General features: G+C 35.0%; 16 protein-coding genes. 9 read left to right on the top strand and 7 right to left on the bottom strand.

The window, feature by feature from the left end:
- The first annotated feature begins 70 nt into the window (after window positions 1–70).
- The 7 genes from trmFO to dnaE all read left to right on the top strand — a co-directional run bounded on the left by trmFO (window position 71) and on the right by dnaE (window position 12,230).
- A complete protein-coding gene (gene trmFO / locus TTHT_RS09705) occupies window positions 71–1,384 on the top strand; it encodes a methylenetetrahydrofolate--tRNA-(uracil(54)-C(5))-methyltransferase (FADH(2)-oxidizing) TrmFO (protein WP_201327781.1) in 1,314 nt (437 codons plus the stop codon).
- A 23-nt stretch (window positions 1,385–1,407) separates the two neighbouring features.
- Window positions 1,408–3,093, top strand: a complete 1,686-nt coding sequence (locus TTHT_RS09700) for a tetratricopeptide repeat-containing diguanylate cyclase (protein ID WP_201327780.1) — start codon at window positions 1,408–1,410, stop codon at window positions 3,091–3,093.
- Window positions 3,094–3,386: 293 nt separating this feature from the next.
- Entirely contained in the window at window positions 3,387–5,804 is a 2,418-nt protein-coding gene (locus tag TTHT_RS09695) for a hypothetical protein (protein ID WP_201327779.1), read from the top strand.
- 91 nt (window positions 5,805–5,895) lie between these two features.
- Complete coding sequence (locus TTHT_RS09690; RefSeq protein ID WP_201327778.1) at window positions 5,896–6,603, top strand: ABC transporter ATP-binding protein; 708 nt, start codon at window positions 5,896–5,898, stop codon at window positions 6,601–6,603.
- Complete coding sequence (locus TTHT_RS09685) at window positions 6,600–7,925, top strand: ABC transporter permease (RefSeq protein ID WP_201327777.1); 1,326 nt, start codon at window positions 6,600–6,602, stop codon at window positions 7,923–7,925. The genes TTHT_RS09690 and TTHT_RS09685 overlap by 4 nt, the downstream gene beginning before the upstream one ends.
- A gap of 2 nt (window positions 7,926–7,927) precedes the next feature.
- Complete coding sequence (locus tag TTHT_RS09680) at window positions 7,928–8,662, top strand: hypothetical protein (RefSeq protein ID WP_201327776.1); 735 nt, start codon at window positions 7,928–7,930, stop codon at window positions 8,660–8,662.
- A gap of 70 nt (window positions 8,663–8,732) precedes the next feature.
- Window positions 8,733–12,230, top strand: coding sequence for a DNA polymerase III subunit alpha (dnaE, locus tag TTHT_RS09675; protein ID WP_201327775.1), 3,498 nt, complete (start codon window positions 8,733–8,735; stop codon window positions 12,228–12,230).
- Here the strand turns inward: dnaE and TTHT_RS09670 are convergent.
- The 7 genes from TTHT_RS09670 to TTHT_RS09640 form a co-directional block, all read right to left on the bottom strand.
- Window positions 12,227–12,736, bottom strand: coding sequence for a hypothetical protein (locus TTHT_RS09670; protein WP_201327774.1), 510 nt, complete (start codon window positions 12,734–12,736; stop codon window positions 12,227–12,229). The two genes, dnaE and TTHT_RS09670, sit on opposite strands and share 4 nt — an antisense overlap.
- Window positions 12,733–13,974 carry a peptidase T gene (pepT, locus tag TTHT_RS09665; protein ID WP_201327773.1) on the bottom strand — a complete coding sequence of 414 codons (1,242 nt, stop codon included), beginning with the start codon at window positions 13,972–13,974 and terminating at the stop codon, window positions 12,733–12,735. The genes TTHT_RS09670 and pepT overlap by 4 nt, the downstream gene beginning before the upstream one ends.
- 62 nt (window positions 13,975–14,036) lie before the next feature.
- Window positions 14,037–14,840: a peptidase MA family metallohydrolase gene (locus tag TTHT_RS09660; protein WP_201327772.1), complete on the bottom strand. Its 804-nt coding sequence runs from the start codon at window positions 14,838–14,840 to the stop codon at window positions 14,037–14,039.
- Between the two features lie 134 nt (window positions 14,841–14,974).
- Window positions 14,975–16,390 (bottom strand): Asp-tRNA(Asn)/Glu-tRNA(Gln) amidotransferase subunit GatB, encoded by a 1,416-nt coding sequence (gene gatB / locus TTHT_RS09655; RefSeq protein WP_201327771.1) that lies wholly within the window; start codon window positions 16,388–16,390, stop codon window positions 14,975–14,977.
- A gap of 9 nt (window positions 16,391–16,399) precedes the next feature.
- On the bottom strand, window positions 16,400–17,224 hold the full coding sequence (locus TTHT_RS09650; protein ID WP_201327770.1) for a hypothetical protein: 825 nt from the start codon (window positions 17,222–17,224) through the stop codon (window positions 16,400–16,402).
- 8 nt (window positions 17,225–17,232) lie between these two features.
- Window positions 17,233–19,311 (bottom strand): glycine--tRNA ligase subunit beta, encoded by a 2,079-nt coding sequence (glyS, locus tag TTHT_RS09645; protein ID WP_201327769.1) that lies wholly within the window; start codon window positions 19,309–19,311, stop codon window positions 17,233–17,235.
- Window positions 19,304–20,149, bottom strand: a complete 846-nt coding sequence (locus tag TTHT_RS09640) for a glycine--tRNA ligase subunit alpha (protein WP_201327768.1) — start codon at window positions 20,147–20,149, stop codon at window positions 19,304–19,306. The genes glyS and TTHT_RS09640 overlap by 8 nt, the downstream gene beginning before the upstream one ends.
- A 211-nt stretch (window positions 20,150–20,360) precedes the next feature.
- Here TTHT_RS09640 and TTHT_RS09635 point away from each other — a divergent pair, with 211 nt between their 5' ends.
- Both TTHT_RS09635 and TTHT_RS09630 read left to right on the top strand, forming a co-directional pair.
- Window positions 20,361–21,209, top strand: a complete 849-nt coding sequence (locus tag TTHT_RS09635) for a hypothetical protein (protein WP_201327767.1) — start codon at window positions 20,361–20,363, stop codon at window positions 21,207–21,209.
- 168 nt (window positions 21,210–21,377) lie between these two features.
- Complete coding sequence (locus TTHT_RS09630) at window positions 21,378–22,649, top strand: RHS repeat domain-containing protein (protein ID WP_201327766.1); 1,272 nt, start codon at window positions 21,378–21,380, stop codon at window positions 22,647–22,649.
- The last annotated feature ends 317 nt before the right edge of the window (window positions 22,650–22,966 follow it).

Here is a 22,966-nt window from a genome sequence, read left to right as displayed (position 1 = left end):
CCCCCAAATCTTTGAAAAGATTTTAAAAATATTATAGCATTAAACCTGTCTTTTAAAAAAGGGGGGTTGGGTGGTTGTTCACATTATCGGGGCAGGGCTTGCAGGAAGTGAAGCCGCCTATTTTCTTGCAAATAGAGGAATTAAGGTTAAGCTTTACGATATTAAGCCTGAAAAGTTTACAGAGGGGCATAAAAGCCCAAACTTCGGGGAATTATTATGCTCAAACTCATTAAGGGGGGATTCTCTTACAAACGCAGTAGGTTTGTTAAAGGCTGAGATGAGGCTTTTAAACTCCCTTGTAATGAGATGCGCTGAAAAAACTAAGATTCCTGCAGGGGGAGCACTTGCCGTTGACAGACACAAATTTGAACAGTGCATTACTGAGAGTCTCAACTCAAAAAAAAATATAGAGGTTATTTGTAAAGAGGTTGAAAATCCAGACGAATTAGAGGGTATAAAGATTATTGCGGCAGGCCCTCTTGCAACAAAACCCTTAACTGAATGGATAATGAAAAAAACTGGAAGCCAAAATCTCTTTTTCTTTGACGCAATAGCACCAATTGTTGATGGGGAGACAATTGACTATACAAAAGCCTTTTTTGCTTCAAGGTATGGGAAAGGGGAAGGTGGTGATTACCTTAATTGCCCTATGAAAAAAGAAGAATATTTGAAATTCTGGAAAGAGTTGATAAACGCTGAAACAGTTAAATTAAGGGATTTTGAAAAGGATAAAAAGCTTTTTGAGGGATGTTTGCCTGTGGAAGAGATAGCAAAGAGGGGGGAAGATGCCCTTCGTTTTGGCCCTTTAAAGCCTGTTGGTTTGAAACACCCTGAGACAAATGAAGAGTTTTATGCTGTTGTTCAGTTAAGAAGGGAAGACAGTAATGGAAGGTTTTACAATATTGTTGGTTTTCAAACTCATTTAACCTATCCTGAACAAAAGAGGGTGTTTTCTCTTATTCCAGGCCTTGAAAATGCAAGGTTTGAAAGGTTTGGGAGAATGCACAGAAACACCTATATAAATTCACCTGAGATACTTGACAGGTTTTTTAGAATGAAGAAGGATAAAACAATTTTCTTTGCAGGCCAGATTTCAGGGGTCGAAGGCTATGTTGAATCAGCTGCAAGCGGTTTGATGGTTGGTTTTTTTGTATGGAACATTTTACAGGGAAAAGAACCAATTCCCTTTCCTGAGGAGACTGCTTTAAATGGTTTGTCACAACACATATCCACCTTTTCACACAATTTTCAGCCTACAAATATAACCTATTCCCTTATTCCAGATTTAAAAGTCAAGATAAGAAATAAAAAGGAAAGAAGGCTTAAAATTGCTGAAAGAAGTCTTGAATCTTTAAAAGTTTTTGCAATGAATTTTGATTTTTAAATTCTCCGTGATAAAATCAATTTATGAAAAAATCTAAAATTTTTGTGTTATTTGTTTTTTTTATATTAGTTTTCACTCTTTTTTCATTAGGAGATAGGATTGGTGTTGATTGTCTAAATGTAGGTTTTCAAAACTTCGGCTTTCAAAAGGACACAGACCAGAAGTTAATTGAACAGGCTAACAAACTAAAAAATTACGCTGACAAACTTGATAGTGAAAGAAAGAATAATGAAGCTATAAAGTATTATCAAATGTATGGAAATTTGTGCAAAAAACTTCAAGATAATAAAGGTATTTATTACGCTTATGTAAGTATGGGGATTTGCTATAAAAGAGAAAAAAACTTTGCAAAAGCATTTGAATACTATCAGAAAGCCCTCGTTGCAGTTGAAAAAATAAAGGACAGAAATTTAAGGTTTAAAAAGAAAGCAGCTATGTACACCAATTTAGGCTCACTTTTTGAGGTTTTAAGGTTTTATAAAAAGTCTATTGAGTTTTATAAAATGTCAAATAAGTATCGTGAAAAAGCAAAAGATTATGCAGAAAAGTATGTAAATTACTTAAATATAGGGCAAAGTTATTCGCAAATGGGGAAATTAGACCTTGCGGTTAAATACAGCCTTTTGGCATACAATTATTTTTTCACTCAGAAAGATTATTATAATCTTTGCTTTTCTGCAAATAACCTTGCCTATCAGTATTTAAAAGCGGGGAATTTAAATGAGTCCCAGAAGTTTCATAACATTGCTCTAAAACTTGCTCTTGAAAGGGGTTATAACGACATGCTTCCCTATATTTACAGCGGGTTAGGAGAACTTTACTTTGCAAAGGGAGATTTTAAAAATTCTCTTAAATACCAGAACCTTGCTGAAAAAATTGCTGAAGATGACTTTGAGGTTTTAAGAACAATTTATATGGCTTTTTACAAATTGTATTCTGCAACAGGAGATCTTGATAAGGCTGCAAAATATAGAAACAAATATGAAAAGTTGGCTGAGGAATTTTTTGATTACAAAAACTTTGAAAAAGTTGAAGACTTTATGTCATACCTTGTTAAAGAGAAAAACAGGCAAAAAATGCTTGTCCTTGAAAAGGAGAAAAAGATAAGGGAACTTGTTGCAGAGTTGTCTATATTGGCGCTTTTCCTTGCTTTGATAATTTTAGGTTTTCTCTACTATCGTTATAAAACAAAACAAAAAATAAATGCCTATCTTGACATGCTCTCCAAAAAAGACCCGTTGACCAACCTTTACAACAGAAGGGCTATACTTGAGATTATTGATATAGAAAAGGAGAGGTTTGAGAGAACCAAAAGGCCTTTTTGCATTTCAATATGCGATATAGACTATTTTAAAAAGGTAAATGATACATACGGACACTCTATAGGGGACATTGTTTTGAAAGGGATAGCCTCTATATTAAAAGAAAATTTAAGAAATACTGACTTTGTTGCAAGGTGGGGTGGAGAAGAATTTTTAATCTTTTTACCTGAAACAGATATAAAAGCTGCTGAAAAGGTTCTTGAAAAATTAAGAAAACTTGCCGAAAGCAAAAAGTTTTCAGCAGGCAAAATTGATTTCAATGTGACTTTAACGTTTGGAGTTTGCGAATTCCAGAAAAGTGTGGAACACACTATTGAGTTAGCCGATAAAGCACTTTACAAAGGTAAAAAGAGCGGGAAAAATAAAGTTGTTGTTTGCGAAATCTGATTTCCTTTAATTCTCCCATATTTTTGTTTTAAAACATTTTTTCTTTTTTCTAATGGGTTAGTATTTCTGATATTCTAAAACCCTCTTAAAATCCATGTATGAATTTTGATTTTTTTGTAAAATTTTAAATTTTTCACACAATTTTCTTCAATTTTTTCACAGGATTTTCACAGAATTGATTGTTTTTTCCCAAAAAAGGTATTATATTAATACCAAATAATTCTTCAAAGTTTGGTTAAATACTTTCCTGTTTAATCCTTTGGGGAAAATTTTAAAAACAAAAGGAGATTATTATGTACTTGAAAAGGTATTTTTTATTATTTTTTTCAGCATTCTTTTTCTGTATATTATCGAATGCTGCATTGCCGAGAGAGGAAGAAATTGTAAAAGAACCACCGGCATTGCTTGAAGGGGTTCATTATTCAAATATTAAAGGGGATTATTCTTTTTTCTGGGATAAAGACCATGAATGGAACCCTGTGAAGGATAGGGCATGGTACAGATTTCAGGGAATGGGAGAGAATATTTATGCAATTTCAGTGCAAAATTTCAGTCGAATGAGTCTTATGGTTTTTGATTATGAAAATGGAAAGTTTAAATTTGTAAAAACAATATGCCAGGAAATAAATGGTTTTGATTTTGAGGCAATTTCAGACCCTTTTATTTTTTATTACAATGAAAATTACTATGTTTACCTGGTTTTTAATAAATATTTGTACGATTTAGCTTCCGGGCAATTGATTTATCAAGGGAAAGCAGCGGCCTGGTTTTATGCAAAATCTCTTAAAAAAGAGGCAAAATGGCACCTTTTAAAGTATGTTAAATCTGATGAAGAAACACCTGTTTACAGGGATGCATGTGTGATAGGAGATAAAATTTATCTTGTTTACGATAGTAGATTTGATGATGACTATGATTTTCATTATTATTCACATGAAGTTCATGTAAAAAAAGCGTATTTTAACGAAGACAAAGAATTGAAAATTATTGACACATATACTCTGGATGTTGACAGAAAATCATCTCAGCACCCCTACCAGATTACCTGGTTTTCTCATCCAGATGGAAGCCCTCGTTTATTAATTGCTTATAGTGCTGAGAAAACCAAGGACAAAGAGAATAAGGGTGGAGGGGTTGTAATCTTTAACACTAAAACACACAAATACGGACACATTTACAAAAGCGATTATCCTTTTTCAGTAAGGGTTGCAAAAGGAACAATTAAAGGTGGAGATAGTAACCCCAGAGGAAATCCTGATATTATGGATAGAATTCAGGTTTTTTACAATCATTTTACAGACGGACACTGGGATGGTTTGCACTGGATTTCCGATAAAGGGCATTTTTATTACCACACATATGCAATAAAAGAAGGTTACCCTTTAATTGCCAAGGGAGAAATTCATCTTGAGAACAAAGACGCCTACCCGGATGAATGGGACAGAATGAATCTTAGTGTAAATTCTTTGTTGGTGCCATATAAAGACGATGACATAGAAAACTATAATGCAAGGGCATATTATAGACAGAGAATCTGGATGTTTTTTACAGATAAACACGGTTATGTGAGAGGAAGGGGATTTAAATCGGACTCATGGCATTGTATTAAGGATAGAATAGTTCACAGCGAAGACTTGAACAAGGTGGACAAATACGGTGAAAAAATTAAAAAAACCTGGTCTTTAATAGGTTTAATAGAAGGGGCACCTCCCTGCCCTGTTGATTGGGATATATGGCATGAACACAATGCTAATCTTGCTCCTACCTCTCTAAAGTATGTGGAACAGTCGGAAATTTCTACTACTTTTTCTGTTGAATCAGAAGAACAATGGTATATTGGGGTTAATTTGAATGTGGAAGCTTTTGATTATTCATTAAAATTTGCAAAAACCTTTATCCAAGAGAACGGGAGAACACATAAAACAACGTCCAATCAAACAATTACCTTTGAGTTAAAAGAAAACAACCAGAAAAATGGGATTCTTCTATACCTTGTACCTGTGGTTTACAGGTTTCCCTATGCTATTTTTCCCTGGTGGGAGAACGATTATAGTGATAAAAACAAAAGTAAAGCACCTGTTGTTTACAGGTTTGTAAGTGAAAAAGGCCAGATAAAAGAGATTGATGTACCTCTTGAAAAATTCGGAATAGACTCTGACAGGGTAAACGATGCGGATATGTCTGTCTGGACTACAGAGGGAAACCCCGATAGAAGTTTTCTTGTGAACGCAAGGGATTATGGTGCAAGTGTTTATTCATATTGGTTAAGTGATGGGGGACGAGAAGACGGTGGTTTTGAGGATTTAACAGAAACTGAAGTAAGTTCTTCTTCAAATAGTGAAGTGGAATTTGATATTGGTTACGATGTAGTTCCAGAGGTTTTCAAGGTTTCAACAGGGGGAAAATTTTCCTTTACTCAATCTATGAAGGTGACAGCAAGTCTTGCAAAGGGAATTGAAGTGTCATTAGATGATTTAACAGAGGATGATAAAGGTCCTAAAATTTCAGGATACTATTTTACAACTTTCTGGTTGTACAAGGATTTAAAAAATAGCGATTTGTGGTATTTGAAAAATAGAGACCTTGTTCCAGAAGGTTCTTACCCCTGGTATGTTGGCTATGTTGTCACTGATATTGAACCAAAGACTAACGAAAAAGGAACTGAAAGTAGTTCAAGGTTTTCTGTCATTGAAGGAAAACAGATAAAATAATATGTACAAACCTTGTTTCTTTTAATTAGTTTTAAAGCAGAAAAAACACAACAATGCTATAATTATTAAAAAGTGGTTTTTTTGGAAGTGTATGGAGAATTATGTTATCTCGTTGAAAAATATAGCCAAAAGTTACAATGGTTACTTTGCACTGAACAATATATCCCTTGATTTTGAATATGGGGTAATTGCAGGAATTGTTGGGCCTAACGGTGCAGGGAAGTCAACTTTAATGAAGATAATTTCTGGTTTAATTCCCCACTATTCAGGGGTTGTTGAAGTTGATGGCATTGAAAATCCTTCCTTTTTTGAAAGGGTTGAAAAAATCTCATTTTTACCGGAGGATTTAATACTCTATCCCTCTTTTAAAGTGAGGGAGTTTGTTAACTTTGTTGAGGAATCAGCAGGAAAAAGCTTTGATGAATTGAAGTTAGCCCTTGGGATTAACTCTGTTTTAGACAAGCACATATTTTCCCTTTCAAAGGGTTATAAACAGAGGTTAAAGTTGTTTTTCGCCCTTGCAAATGACAAAAGAATAATCCTTTTAGACGAACCATTTGACGGGTTTGACCCTATTCAACTTATTGAAATAATTGATTTTTTAAAGAATGAAAACAAGAGGGGAAGAACATTTGTAATTTCAATTCACGACTTAAATAATGCTGAAAAGGTGTGTAATTATTTTGTTCTTTTAAAGAATGGTAAAATTGTTGAAAAGGGTGATCTGAATTTTTTGTGTGAAAAATACAAAGTGCAAAATTGCAGCCTTGAAGAGGTTTTTATTGAGGCTTTGAAATGAAGAGAATGGGTTTTTTTACACTTTTGAAAAAGGATTTTGCTGTTTTAAAATACTCTGTTTCAATCTATCTCTTTTTTGTAATTCTCTCATTTTTTGCGGGAAACAGTTTTTTAACCGCTGTTGACTTGTATTCAAAGGGAAGTATGTCAGCATTAAACGACAATTTATATTCAGCGGCATTTGAGCCTGTTTACGGGGTTATTGTCCCTGCTTTTGGTTCCCTTTTTATTGCCTTTTCCCTTATTCTTCCCTTTGCTATTATCTCTCTTTTGTCAGGGGAGAGGGAGAATAATACCTTATACCTATCCTATCAATCAGGCTATACTTTTTCTCAAACCTTGTTTTCCAAATTTTTAACAGGCTTTTTTGCTGTTTTGCTTTCAATTGTTCTATACATTCCACTTTTTGTTTTCTGGCTTCTTCAGGGTGGCCACTTGCCTTTAAGCGAGGTTTTGTTGTTAATTTCAGGTTACACTCTTTACGGGCTTGCAATAGTTTCTATCTCTCTCTTTTCAGCCTCTGTTTTTAAAAGCATTTCTTCTGCCTCAATCTTTAGTTTCTTTTTTGTTGTTGGTTCGTGGGTTATTGATTTTCTTAAATCGCAGAGTTTTTCAAAAATTGTAATTAAACTTTCCTCTTTTACACTCTCTTCAAGATTGAAGGATTTTGAAAATGGGATATTTTCTTTATCTTCCCTTTTGTACTTTATTTTCCTGATTTTTCTTTTTGCTTTGCTTGGTTATTTGTTTTTAAGGTTTGATTTAAAATACAGGGCTGGTTTAATTGCGCTTGTTATTGTTGTTTCCCTTTTTGTTTTTATGTTTATTGGTTCAATCTCCTTTAAAAGGGATTTAACAGAAAGCAGGAGGAACTCGTTTCAACCGCAAATTGCAGATGCTGTTAAAAAATTGCCAGATGTTAAGATAAAACTCTATTTTAGAAAAACAGATTCAAGGTTTATTGACTATGACGAGAATTTCCTTGAAAGGTTTTTAATGGTAAAGCCAGACACAGAGGTGATTTTTGTAAAGGGAGAAGAACTGGAAAAAGATTACGGTAAATTTGTTTACTCTGTTAAAACAAAATCTGGCTGGAAGAGTGAATCAACATACTCAAACAGCAATGAAGAGGCTTTTATTATACTCTCTAAATTAAGCGGAGTTAAAATTGATTTTAATGCTGACAATTCTTACAAAGGCTATCCACTTGTTTTAAAAGGGAAAAATCTTAAAATAATCAGTGTGCTTTACTATTTTGTATTCCCTCTGGTTTTTCTTTTTATGCTTGTTTTTGTTAAATTTAAATACTTTTTAAGGAGATAGATATGAGAAAGGTTTTAAGTGTTTTTTTAATCGGTGTCCTTTTTTCTTTAAGTGTTTTAGCAGTGTCTTCGGTAATCAAGGTGGATTTTGACAGTGAAAAGGGTAATAAAACATCATCTTACTTTGCTTCAATTGTTGGATTGTGGCACCTTGACAGAGATGGAGACAATATTGTTTACGCAGTTGACGGGAGAAAGTGGGCAAGGGGAACAATGTCTTCAGGGGTGGCTGAAAAGGCAAAATTGTTATACGGGGAGAGGTACGCAGAGTTTTTAGACAATGTACAGGCTTACAAATACTTTCCGTTGACAGTTTTCAAAGGTATTGAGAATTTTACAGGTGGTGAAATCTCCGTAAGGTTTAAAGGGATAAGCGGAAGGATTGACCAGGGGGCAGGAATTGCCTTTGATATAAAGAAAAATGGCGATTACCTTGTAATAAGGGCAAATCCCCTTGAAAACAACCTTGTTTTGTTCAGGTTGAAAAACGGAAGGCGTTCTGTTGTAAAGTGGATAAGAAATGTTAAGACACCGTCAAAGGTATGGCATACCTTAAAGGTTGTAATTGACGGCAGGAAGGTTTACGGTTATTTGAATGGAAAACTCTATTTAACATACACAAACAAAACACCTATTTCAGGGAGAATAGGTCTTTGGTCAAAGGCTGATTCATATGTTTTTTTTGATGATTTTACAGTTAAGCCATTAAAAAAAGTTAAAACAGAAAGCAAAAAATAAATTTTAAAAGCATCAGATTTAAAGCTGTAAGCTGGTAAAATATAGCAGAGATTTTAAAAAAGGGGAGAGTATGAGTTTTGTCCATCTACACACTCACACAGAGTACAGTTTGCTTGATGGCTTAACAAAGATAAAGCCGATGATAAAAAGGGCTAAAGAGTTAGGTATGCCTGCTATTGCGGTCACAGACCACGGGGCTATGTTTGGAATTGCAGAGTTTTACCTTGCAGCAAAAGCGGAGGGGATAAAGCCTTTGTTGGGATGTGAGGTTTATGTTGCAAAGGGAAGCAGGTTTAACAAAGAAAAGGGCAAAACAGGTATGAATCACCTTGTTTTAATTGCAAAAAACAACAAAGGTTATCAAAATTTGTGTACCCTTGTCTCTAAAGGATATACAGAAGGTTTTTACTACAAACCAAGAATAGACCTTGAACTTCTTGAGGAATACAGCGAGGGATTGATAGGGCTTTCTGCATGCTTGAAAGGGGAGGTTTCAGAGGCAATATTAAATAAAGATTTAGAGCATGCTGAAAAGGCTGCTTTAAGGTTCAACAAAATTTTTGGCAAGGGCAACTTTTTTCTTGAAATTCAGGATCATGGGCTTGAAGATGAGAAATTTGTTGCCCCTCAGATGATAAAGCTTGCAAGAAAGCTTGATATCCCAATAGTTGCTACAAATGATGTGCACTACCTTGAAAAAGAGGACTCTTTTGTTCACGATGTGCTTTTGTGCATTCAGACAAACAAGCTTTTAACTGACAGAGATAGAATGAGGTATGAGCCTGAAAAGTTTTACTTTAAGTCAAGGGAAGAGATGGAAGAGTTGTTTGGCTTTGTTCCTGAAGCACTTGATAACACCTTAAAGATAGCGGAAATGTGCAATGTGGAGCTTCCTTCAAAGATGATGTTTCCAGATTTCAAGGTTCCTGAAGGTTTTACCCTTGACTCATACCTGAAAAAGCTTTCCTACGATGGGCTTTTTAAGTTGAGGGATTCAGGAAAATTATCATCTAATGTGCCATTTGAGAAGTATGAGGAAAGGCTTGAAACAGAATTAAAGGTAATTGTAGAGAAGGGTTTTGCTGGATATTTTTTAATTGTCTGGGATTTTATAAATTATGCAAAAAGCAACAATATTCCTGTTGGGCCGGGAAGGGGAAGTGCAGCAGGTTCTTTAATAGCCTTTACATTAGGGATAACAGATGTTGACCCAATAAGGTACAAATTGCTTTTTGAGAGGTTTTTAAACCCTGAAAGAAAATCAATGCCTGATATTGATATTGACTTCTGTAAACTAAAAAGGGAAGAGGTAATCAATTATGTTAAAGAAAAATATGGAGAAGAAAAGGTTTCCCAAATAGCAACAATTTCAAGAATGAAGGGAAAAAGTGCATTTAAAGATGTTGCAAGGGTTATGGGAATTGCTGCAAGTGAAGCAAACATGGTAACCACGAAACTCTTTCCCACAGGCATAAATGTAACTATCAGCAGGGCACTTGAGGAAAGTGACGAGTTTAAAAAATATATGGAATCTTCTCCAGAAAAAAAGAAGTTGGTAGAGACTGCCTTAAAGATAGAGGATACTGCAAGGCATGCAGGAATTCATGCTGCCGGTGTAATTATTGCTCCAAGGCCTATAACTGAACTTGCTCCTGTTTATATTGAAACAAAGTCTAAAGCCCCTGTTCCCATAGTGCAGTACGATAAAAAGTATGTTGAGAAAATCGGGCTTTTGAAAATGGACTTTTTAGGCTTAAAAACACTTTCGATTATTGATTATTGCGAAAAGCTTATATTTGAGAGGCACGGAATTACCAGAGAAGAGCTTGAAAGGGAGATGGAAAAATTAAACGACGATTCTGTTTTTGAAATATTTAGAAAAGGGGAGACACAGGCAATATTCCAGTTTGAAAGCCCGGGAATGAGGGGCTTACTCAGGAAATTAAAACCAACTGTTATTGAAGACTTAATAGCTGCAAACGCAATGTACAGGCCAGGGCCTATTCAATCCGGGTTGCTTGATTCTTTTATTAAAAGAAAGCATGGGCTTGAGGAGATAGACTACTTTATTGACGATTTAAAAGAGATTCTTGAAGAAACATACGGCACTATTATCTATCAGGAACAGATAATGCTAATTGCCCAGAAGCTTGCAGGCTACTCTTTAGGGGAAGCGGATATTTTGAGAAGAGCCATGGGCAAAAAGCAGATGGATGTAATGATGGAGCAACAGGAGAAGTTTATAAAGGGCGGGATTGAAAGAGGATATCCCAAAGAAAAGCTTGAAGAATTGTTCCAGATAATGGTTGGTTTCGCAGAGTATGGGTTTAACAAATCCCATTCAACCGCCTATGCAATCCTTGCCTATAAAACAGCCTATTTAAAGGTAAAGTATCCTATTGAGTTTGCAACAGCAGTTTTAACTCTTGAGCAGATGAGTACAACCAAGGTTGAGGATATTTTAAAGATTAAACCTATGCTTGAAAGTTTGAATATTAAGTTACTTCCCCCTGATATAAATAAATCAGGGGAGAGCTTTACAATTGTTGGGGACAATATCCTTTTTGGGCTTGGAGCAATTAAGGGAGTTGGAGGAGCCGCCCTTGAATCAATACTTGAAGAGAGAAAAAAGGGAGAGTACAAATCTTTTAATGATTTTCTGAAAAGAGTTGATTTGAGAAAGGTTAACAAAAAGGTTATAGAATCCCTTATAATGTCCGGTGCTTTTGATTCCTTGGGAGATAAAAGAAAATACCTTTTTGAGACACTTGAACTAAGTTTAAAGCAGGCTCAGAAAGAGCAGGAAGAGAGAAAAAGGGGATTAATTCCTCTTTTTGAGATAGAGGATAATGAAGAAGAAAACAGGGAAAACCAGCCTGAATGGGATAAAACAGAATTGCTTGAAAAAGAGTTTGAAGTTTTAGGTTTTTACGCATCAGGACATCCCCTTGACGATTATGCAAAAGAGTTAAGAAGGTTTTCCACAATGAGCGTCAGGGAGATTCTTGACCTTTACGAAAGAGATGAAGAGGAAAGTGATTATTTAGGTGAAGATTCTATAAATGTGGTAATTGGCGGGATTGTAAAAAAGGTAAGGTTTAGAAAAGATAGAAACGGAAATAAAATGGCCAATTTTGAGCTTGAGGATTTAACAGGAAAGGTTGAGGTTGTGGCATTTGCTTCCTGCTTTGAGGAGAATAAGGGAAGGAATGCAATAGAAAATCTTTCTGAAATGCTTAAAGCTGAGAATGGAATTTTCTTTGTTTATGGCACGGTAAACCTTAAAAATGACAGGCCGGGAATTATCCTTAACAACCTTGTCCCTTACGACAAAATGGTGAAAAATGAAGCAAAAATGCTTGTTGTTGAGGTTAAAGACGGAAGCCAGGTTGATGCATTGAAACAGGAATTTGAATTGTACAGAGGGGATGATTTAGCACTCTTTTTTGTAATCAGGTTTGAAGGTAAAAAGGTTGTAATAAGGGCAGCTGAAAAATTCAGGCTTTCATACAATATACTTGATTCAGATATATTTAAAACTCTCGGGATAACTTACAATTTAAGTTAATTCTTATTTTGAATTATAAGATACTGTGCTTCAATAAGCCCTAAAACCTTTTGCATAAAGTTTTTAACCATATTTTTGTAAAAAAATGTCATAATCAACGGCCATATAAATGCCCAGAAGAATATGCTTCCAAAAATAATTACATAATGGGAAGTTTCCATCTGTGGGTGATATTTGTTGTTAAAGAAAAAGTAAAATATCGCAAAGGATATTAGTAATGTAATAGACAGGAAAATTAGCCCTAAAAACCAGCGGAAAAAGTTTACCCTGTAATGAATTTTCAGTTTTCCATTTTCATCAACAATATTAAAAATAATTTCGCTTAAATTAATTTTTCGATATATAAACCTTTTTGATGTTACCTTAACTGTATCTGGAGAGGGGGTTTCAACCTTGTAATGGTTTCCCCCCTTTCCAAGATTTTTGAAAATCTCTTCTATCTTTCTTTTAAAAAATTCTTTTGTGCAGTTAATTGAAACAATCTCTTCAACTTCAGGTTTAATCATTTTTTGTTTTCTTCTGCCCACAGGTTTGCAATGGTTAATATTACCTCTGTTGCCTTTTCCATTGTGTTAACTGATGTAAACTCTTTTTTTGAATGGAAGTTTATTCCACCTGCAAATATATTTGGCGTTGGCACTCCCATAAAGGTTAGTCTTGAACCGTCAGTTCCCCCTCTTATAGGCTTTCTCTCAGGTTCAATCCCCAATTTTTCAAATGCTTTTAAAGCAATGTTTAATACTTCAGGGTGTTCGTCAAGAATGTACTTCATATTTCTGTACTGCTCAACAATTTTCAGGTCAATCTCACCTTTCGGGAATTTTTCTAAAACCTTTTCCTTTATTTTAAAGAGGTCATCTTCAAGAGCTTTTAACTCGTCCATATCAAAGCTTCTAATTATAATTTGAAGCCTTGTTTCATTTTCCATACCGTTAATAATTGTTGTGTGATAGTATCCTTCCCTTTTTTCTGTTGTTTCTGGAAGGGTGTTTTCGTTCATCAATGTTACAAACAAAGATGCCATTCTTATTGAATTAACCAATTTCCCCTTTGCATAACCAGGGTGAACATTTATCCCCTTGAAAATTATTTCAGCCTTATCTGCGTTAAAGTTTTCATCTTCCAATTCCCCCAATGGTCCACCGTCCATTGTGTAGGCAAACTTTGCTCCAAACTTTTTAACATCAAAATAATCAACACCTTTGCCTATTTCTTCGTCAGGGGTAAAGGCAATCTTTATTTCACCGTGCTTAAATTCTGGGTGTTTCATCATATATTCAACAGCAGTCATTATTTCAGCTATTCCCGCTTTGTCGTCTGCCCCTAAAAGCGTTGTGCCGTCTGTGGTTATTATGTCATCTCCTATGAGTTTGTTTAATATTGGGTTTTCTTCAGGGGTTAAAACAATGCCGCCGTTTGGAAGTTCAATATTTCCCCCCTGATAGTTTTTATGGATAATTGGATTTACATTTTCCCCGCTTTCTGCTGGAGATGTATCCATGTGGGCTATAAAACCAATTGGGGGCACATCCCAGTCAACATTTGAAGGAATTGTTGCGTAAACATATCCTGCTTTATCCAATTCAACATCTTTTACGCCTAATGCCTTTAACTCTTCAACCAACTTTTTCGCAAATTCTATCTGTTCCGGTGTTGATGGAAATGTGTTTGACTCTTCGTCTGATGTTGTTTTAACCTTTACATAGTTTAAAAACCTTTCAACCAATCTCTCTCTGTCAATCATACTTACTCCCTGTAAAAATTTTTCTCTTTAACAGTTTATCAGATTTTGTTTTTTGAAAAAAATTATTCTTTGTTTTCTGACTCTTCACATTGTTCCACATAAGGTTCTATCTGGCTGTTTTTTTCGTCTTCCACCATCTTTTTTATTCTTTTTTTATTTCTAAAGTATCGGATAAAGATAATAATGATTGAAAGGAAAAAGATAACACCGCCTAATCCTTTAAAGGAGATTATAAGGTTGAACATTGTGTACCTTGAGAGAAAGTCATCCCTGAACATTAAAAGAAAAAAGTTGAAATCAATTCCGAATGCGGCAAAAAAGGCTGTTTTAAAATCGTAACCTTTTTGAAGGTTTTTGAAAAACTTGCTCATTGTGTCAATTCCGTACGATTCCATATAGCTTACAAGCCCACAGGCAAGGGAATAGGATATTGGTGCATTTACAGGGTTGTGGAAGGATTGAGGTTTAAGGTATTGCCTGAATTTTTTTTTGTTTATTCCAAGCAATTCCCTTCCGTCCCATAGGGAGAAACCCCTGCTGTTGAATACTGCAAGCCCTTCGTTTAACCACAATGGAATTTTTAATCTGTTTAAGTCTATAATTGCGTGCATTACTTCGTGCTTAAATACAATAAATATATCGCTTGTAAAATCGCTGTCAAAGGGTTTTGTTGTTTTTAAGACAATTATTTTTTTATCAGGGAAGTATGCCCCTGCAATCTGCAAGTTAAATGGGAATGCCTCATTTTTAAATTTGTAATCTGGATTTATGTAAACATCTATTGGCTTTTCTGGCTTTTTTAAACCGTATTTGTTGCAAACCCTTGCTAAAAATCCGTCGCAGTCTATAACAAGCTGCTGAACCAACTTTAAATTCTGTTTTTTGTAGTAAATGTTAAAGTATTTATTTTTTGATACAAAAAAATCCCCCGCCTGCAAGTTTAAACTTAAAAATAAAATTGCAAGGCAGAGGAGAAGAATTTTCTTAATAAAACCCCCTTTTAACTATCAAGGAGTTTTTTCAAAATCTTATTTACAATCTGGGGATTGGCCTTTCCCCTTGTTTCTTTCATAACCTGGCCAACAAAGAATCCGAAAAGCCCCTGTTTACCGTTTCTATACTTTTCAACCTGTGCAGGGTTTGCATCCACAACCTTTTTGCAAATTTCTTCAATTGCGCTTTCATCTGTAATCTGCACAAGCCCCTTTTCCTTAACAATAATTTCAGGGTCTTTGTTTGTTTTATAAATTTCAGGGAATATATCCTTTGCTATCTTCATTGAAATTGTTTTGTTGTCTATAAGTTTAATTAATTTTACAAGTGTTTCTGGTTGTAACTTGCACTCTTCAATAGATTTTTTCTCTGCATTTAATTCTCTTAACAACTCTGTTTGAATAAGTGCTGAGGCTGTTTTTGGGTTTCCGCTTTGTTTTGCCACCTTTTCAAAGTAATCTGCAAGCTCTTTTTCTAATGTTAAAAAGTATGCGTCTTCCTTTTTTATTCCAAATTCTCTCTCAAATCTTAAAGCCTTTTCAAGGGGAAGCTCAGGCATTGTTTCTCTAATTTTTTCAATTTCTTCTTCAGTAATTACAAGGGGTTTTAAATCAGGTTCAGGGAAATACCTGTAATCGTGAGCCTCTTCCTTTGAGCGCATTGGCCTTGTTTCATTTTTTCTGTCGTCGTAAAGCCTTGTCTCCTGAACTATCCTTCCGCCGTTTTTAATTACCTCAATCTGCCTTTTTATTTCATAGTCAATTGCTTTTTGAACAAACCTGAATGAGTTTAAGTTTTTCAACTCTGTTTTTGTCCCCAACTCCTTTTGCCCCTTAGGCCTTACTGAAATATTTGCATCGCAGCGAAGGGACCCCTCTTCCATATTTCCGTCACATATTCCTAAATACCTGAGGATTGCCCTTAACTGAACAAGGTATTTGTATGCGTCTTCCCCGCTTCTCATATCAGGCTTTGAAACAATCTCTATCAGAGGAATACCGCTTCTGTTAAAGTCAACAAGGGTTCTATCCCCCTTGTGCATTGACTTTGCCGCATCTTCTTCAAGGTGAATCCTCTCAAGCCTGAATGATTTTCCTTCATCAACTTTAACCTCTCCCCCTTCACATATTGGGATTTCATACTGGGTTATCTGATAGCCTTTTGGCAAATCAGGGTAAAAGTAATTCTTTCTTGAAAAAACAGATGTTAGGTTTATCTTGCAGTTAAAGGCAAGCCCTGCTTTAATTGCAAATTCCACAGCCTTTTTGTTAATTACAGGAAGCGCACCGGGAAGCCCGTAACATACAGGGCAGGTGTTTGTGTTTGGTTCATCTTTAAAGTCTGTTTTGCAGGAGCAAAACATTTTTGTGTCTGTTTTTAATTGAGCGTGAACCTCCAAGCCTATTACAGCCTCAAATTCCATAATCACCTCTTACTGTTGATTTTTTCTCATTTCGTCAAAAATATTTTTTAAATTGTTTATCTCTTTTTTCAATTTATCGTTTTTTTCGCAGATTTCTTTCTGATACTCTCCGTAAAGGTCAATGTTGTGCTCGGAAAACATGTTAAGCGGGTTTGTCATATTTGTTATTTTTTTCATATCCACAATGCTTAGCTGCTCCATTTTCTTTGCCGCTTCCGGGTTTGTCTTTTTTAACTCTTCTATCTTTTCCTTTAACTGATCAAGGTCTTTTTGCGCCTGCTCTGCCTGTTCTTTGTTTTTCTTTTTAAACTCGTCAACGGGGGTGTCTTTTATGTAGGTGTAAAGCTTTACAATTTCCCTGAAAGCCTGTTCGTAATGCTCTTTTCCCTCTTCTGTTTTTGCCACCTTTTCAAGGTATGCATCAGGGTTGAAAACATCTGCAAAAGCACTCATTGAGAAGGAAAGGATATCCATTGCGCTTAAACTTCCGTCTTTTAGTTTTTCTTCAATCTTTTTATTCTGTTCTTTTAATTTTTCAACTGCAAAATCCATAGATTTTAAATAAGCCTCAAAATCTTTGTCTGTAAGTTCAATAGCTTTTGCCTCTTTTTCCCCTTCTTTTCCTTCTTTTTCCTCTGAAACATTATTTTCCCCTAAAGCTTTTATCTTTTCTTTTTTGAGGATTTTCAAACTTTCTTTTGCCTTTTTTGCAAATTCAACAGCCATTGAAGTTTGTGTTTGCGGTTTTTTCTCCTCTTTTTTTCCGAAAAAAGAGCAAGAGGTTATAGTTAATAACAAAATTATCCCAAGAGTAAACGCAAATACCTTTTTCATTTTTCCCCCTATTTTTTCTCAACAACAAGTTGAGAAAAGTCTGCTATTTTTAAAAACACCTTTTTTAACTCTGAAAGAAGAGAAAGCCTGTTTTGCTTTAAATTTTCTTCCTTTGCCATTACCATAACTTTGTCAAAGAATGTATCAACTGTGGTTGAGAGTCTGGCTATTTCCTTTAAGCCTGACAGATAGTCTTTCTCTCCTGCAAACTCTTCAACCTTTGTTTTTAAATCTTTGAATCTCTCAAACAATTCTTTTTCCTCGTTTTCAACTAATAGGCTTTCGTCAATACTTGATTTTTCAAATCCCTTTGCTGAATTTAAAATGTTGTTTATCCTCTTAAAGCTTGTTGCCACCTTGAGAAAATCCTCGTCTCTTCTCATCTCTTTTAAAGCTTTAATCCTGTTGAATGAGTCAATAAAATTCCCGTGTGGAATTGCAAGGATAGAGTTTATCTCGTCGTAATTAAATCCCTGTTTTTCAAGGAAAAAAGAGACTCTTGCGTCAAAAATTGAAAATATAGACTCTTCCCACTCTGATTTTTCTATTTTCAAATATTTTTCATAGGTTTTAAGGCTTTCTTTAACGAAATTGTAAAAGTCAAAATCAAGCCTTTTTTTAAAGATTATGTTTACAATTCCCTGAGATGCCCTTCTCAAACCAAATGGGTCTTTTGAGCCTGTTGGTTTAATCCCAACTGCAAGGCAGCCTAAAAATGTGTCAAGTTTATCTGCTATTGAAGTGATTACCCCCTCTTCTGTTTCAGGGATTTCATCGTCAAAAGATTCAGGCTTGTAATGGTCGTAAATCCCTTTCCACACTCCATAGGGCTTTCCTTCCTCTTTTGCGTAAAGCCCGCCCATAATCCCCTGTAACTCAGGGAATTCGTAAACCATATCGGTTGCAAGGTCACACTTGCAAAGCTCAATTGTTTCTTTTGAAGTGTAAAAGTCAAAATCAATAAAATTCTTCAAAACTTCTGCAAGGCTTATCATTCTTACAATCTTGTCTGCGTAAGTGCCAAGGTCAGATTGAAATGTCATTCTCTCTAACTTTTCCATTCTTGAAAATAAAGGTTTTTTCCTGTCTTCATCCCAGAAGAATTTTGCATCGTAAAGCCTTGCTGCAAGCACCCTCTCGTTTCCGTTTTTTACATATCCCTTAACATCTTCCTTTATTGATGCAATAGCAAGAAACCTGTTTGCAAGCTTCCCGTCTTTGTCTCTAACAGCAAAGTATTTTTGATGCTCTTTCATAGAGGTAATTAAAACCTCTTCAGGGATATCAAGAAACTTTTTGTCAAACTCCCCTTCAACCACATAGGGGTATTCAACAAGGTGGGTTACCTCGTCAAGCAAGTCTTCATCTTCAATTGCTTTAAAGCCTGTCCTTCCCTCAAAGTCCTTTATTTTGTTTGAGATGATTTCTTTTCTCTTTCTAAAATCAACAACAACAAGGTTTTCTTCAAGTTTTTTTACATAGTCTTCAAAAGACTTAACCTCAATATCTCTCTTCCCTAAAATCCTGTGGCCGTTTGTTTTATTTGATGATTTTACATTTGCGTACTCAAACTCAACAACCTTTCCGTTGAAAATTGCTAAAAGCCACCTGATAGGCCTTACAAACCTGACATTCAGGCTTCCCCACTTCATATTCTTTCTAAAAGGAATTTTCTTTAACAACTCTGGCAAAACACTTTGCAAAATCTCAGAAGTCTCTTTCCCTTTAACAAATTTTTCCGCAACAGCAATTTCCCCTGTTTTTCCCTGCTCAAATTTCACATCTTCAACTTTAATCCCGTTCTTTCTTGCAAATCCCTCTAATGCCTTTGTTGGATTGCCATTTTCATCAAGGCAAATCCTTTTTGGTGGCCCCTGCACCTTAACTGTCTGGTCTTCTTCCCTCTCGTCCATATTCTCAATCCTGAAAACAAGCCTTGTTGGGGAAGCGTAAGTTTCAATTTCAGAAAAGTTTATTCTATACTCAGATAAAAGTTTTTTTAGGATATTCTTCCCTTCCTTTAGAGACTCTTCTATAAACCTTGCAGGTATCTCTTCACAACCTATTTCAAATAAAAACTCAGCCATTTATTGCCTCCAGATAAACTTTAGCGCAATTTACCGCAAGGTTTCTAACCCTTGCAATGTATCCTGCCCTTTCGGTAACAGAAATTGCATTCTTTGCGTCAAGCATGTTGAATGTATGTGAGCACTTTAATGCCCAGTCAAAGGCAACCATTGGAAGTTTAGCCTCAAGCATCTTCTTGCACTCTGTTTCGTATAAATCAAACAATTTAAAGTGTAAATCAACATCAGCCTTTTCAAAGGAATAGAGGGAAAACTCGTACTCCTCTCTCTTTCTAATATCACCGTACTTAACCCCGTGTGCCCATTCAAGGTCAAAGATATTGTCTATCCCATTGATAAACATGCAGATTCTCTCAATCCCATAGGTAATTTCAACAGAAATTGGATTTAAATCAATTCCCCCTGCCTGCTGAAAGTATGTAAACTGGGTAATCTCCATTCCGTCCAACAAAACCTGCCAGCCAACTCCCCACGCACCTAATGTGGGGGATTCCCAGTTATCCTCTTCAAACCTTATGTCATGCTCTTCCGGTTTAATCCCAAAAGCCCTTAAAGAATCAATGTAAAGGTCAATAATGTTATCAGGGGAAGGCTTCATAATTACCTGAAACTGGTAATGCTTGTAAACCCTGAACGGGTTTTCCCCATACCTTCCGTCCGTCGGCCTTCTTGAAGGCTCAACATAGGCAACATTCCAGGGTTTTTCCCCTAAAACCTTTAAAAAAGTGTGTGGATTCATTGTCCCCGCACCTGTTTCAATGTCATAGGGCTGGGAAATAATACACCCTTTATCCGACCAGTAATTCTGCAATGCTAAAATCAATTCCTGAAAAGTCAATGCACCTCTCCTATACGAATTTTTTTACTCAATGGATTATACCGTATTTTTCACTCTAATACCAACCACCAAACCACAACCTTCCGTTAATTTGCTTTAATTTTTTTGATTTTTCTCCCCACTTATTTTAAAATTTTTAATTGAAATTATAATCTCTGCAAAACAAACCCAACAAGGTATATAGACGAAGATAAAAAAGGAGAAAAATAGAATGAAAATATTAATTGTAATCAGAAGAGGTATTCTTGTGTTGATAGTTTTTCTCATCTTTTTGACAGTATTTCACACGCAAATCTCCTATCCTTTATCAGTTTGTGCAAGGAAACAGGCTAATAATATAGAGAAAGATTTTGTTTGTAATTTGATTTATTACTACTCTTTAAACAATAAATTTGCCAATGGCACAGTCTTTAAACAAATGAAATTAAAAGGCAAAAATTATGTAAGTAATTTTATTTCTAAATTTAATATTAAAAAAAGTAAAGGTGAATTGTTATATTTCGGTGATTTTGCTGAACATATTGGTGGGATAAGAATTTATGATATTAATCGCAATTTAATTTGGGATTTCTATTTCTCAAATGCAATTTTTTCCTGTAACTTAGATTCTTTCCCCCAACAAATAACAGACACTCTTGTAAGCAACTTCATTAAAAATAAAAAGATATGTGGCTTTTCTGTTTTCTCTGAAAATGAATTTAATGAATTAATCCTTGATGATTTTTCCGGAAATACAGGTGCAAACTTCAAGTTTTTTCAGTACAAACACTTTAAAAGGTATGAAATGGCAAGTTCATACCTTTTCACACAATGGCCTTTTAAAGGTTTCCCAAAGTTAGAAAAATTTTCACTTGTCTTTGATTACAAAAAGCTTAACAAAAAAAATCACTTTTCTTTTCCTATTTTAAATTTTTTATTTTTTTATTTCTGGAAATCCCTTTGTGATATTTTTGATTTCCCAGAGACTTACTTGATTTATTTGATTGTAATAGAAATCTTATTATTCCTGTTTCCTAAACTTAATTCAGTTTTAAAAGAGATTAAAACTTTGAAACAATAACTCAATTTTTCTATTTTTAGCATTAGCATAAAACTTTTTAGCAAATTTAAGAGATTTTTTCTTTTGTGCGGATTTTACTGAATTGATAAAATAAACTCAGACCACTTCACAGGGAAAACATTCAGCTCAAAAGACGCAAAAAACAAAGTAAGAAGATGGATAGAAATAATGAAAGGAAATCAAACAGTATTAACCAAAACAGAAATCACAACAACCTATGATGAAAACAACCAGAAAATAACTGAAGTAAAAGAAGACTACGAAAACAACAAAATAACAATCACCATCCCCGAATACTACCTCTTTGGCTACACAGAAAAGCCAGGGGAAATGCCCCAAAACCTCACGCAAAACACAAGTTACACAATAAAAGTCTATACAACACACTATGCATCAATAGAAACAACACACAAACAAGTTAAACTAATCAACATGCCATTTAACCTAACCTTCTACCACCAAGACCACTTAGGCACAACAAGATACATAACAAACGATTCAGGGGAAATCCTGCACACTACAGACACATTGGCTTATGGAGAAGAACTCACCGCACCTTATGAAAACAACAAAGACGAAGTACTAAACACCATAACCTACACCGGCCACGAAAAAGACTACGAAACTGATTTAACTTATATGCTTGCAAGATACTACTCATCCCAAACAGGCCGCTTCCTCTCCCCCGACCCCGGCTACGACTACGACCAATTAGACCCCATGTCCTGGAACCTGTACACCTATGTGAGGGGGAATCCGATAACCCACCTTGACCCAACAGGGATGGAATTATCAACCGAAGAAAAGAAAAGGTTAGAAGAATTATATAAACAAGGCGAGTTTAAAGAACTTGACAAGGAAATTCGTTCAATTCTTCAGGACAGAATGGACAAATACAATGAATGGAACGCAGAATATAGTGGACAGGAGGATTTTAATTCAACGGTAATAGATTTAAAGGTAAATGGTTATTTAAAACATGTTGATTGGAGCAAAGTAGATACCTCAATAAAAAAATTAATGATAGGACCTTTAGCGAAGAAAACAATAAATCCACCTGCTAATTATGGTAAAACTAGAGAAGGATCTGAAACAGGTGAACGAGTATGTAACAATATGCAGACCTATGTTGCTACACCATTGATTTTTATTCCAGGCATGTCATATGTGGGAGCAGGCGTGAATTTTGTAGCGGGATATGCAAAGATTAACTTTGCAGAAACAAAAGTGAAATTAGACCCAACAGAAAAAAATAAGAAGAATTTAGAAATGACAAGAGTTCAGATGAAGCTAAGTGTATTCGTGTTTGTTGGTGCACAAACTTCTGCATTGTCATTACCACCAGAAGGAGCAAATTTATATAAAAAAATAATTGATGTTCTGTATTCCGGGATAGATTCTGTATTTGGGATTGCGCAGCAACAAACTCAAGAAAAGTAAATTATAAAAGGATAGTAGTTATGATTAAAGGAGATCCAACTTTAAAAATTCTTTTTTTACTGGTAATTTGTTGGTATTTTTTTGATTTATTTTATCTTGATATTTATTTAAAAAAGACAAAGGAGTTTTCTGTCCCTGGCAAAGGTGCAGGTTCAGGGAAAATAGAAAATAATTTTATTAGACGAAGTTTAAAACTACTTATGATTATTATTTTCATCTTGTTAGTCATTTATATGTAATTTCTCCGTTCCGCAGGCCTTCATAGGCCTGCTTTTTTGTTTAAATCCCCTCAACTGAAATCGCAACTCCAGAAGCCA

Source organism: Thermotomaculum hydrothermale, assembly GCF_016592575.1.
Lineage (GTDB): Bacteria > Acidobacteriota > Holophagae > Thermotomaculales > Thermotomaculaceae > Thermotomaculum > Thermotomaculum hydrothermale.
This window is presented reverse-complemented; position numbering and strand designations above follow the sequence as displayed.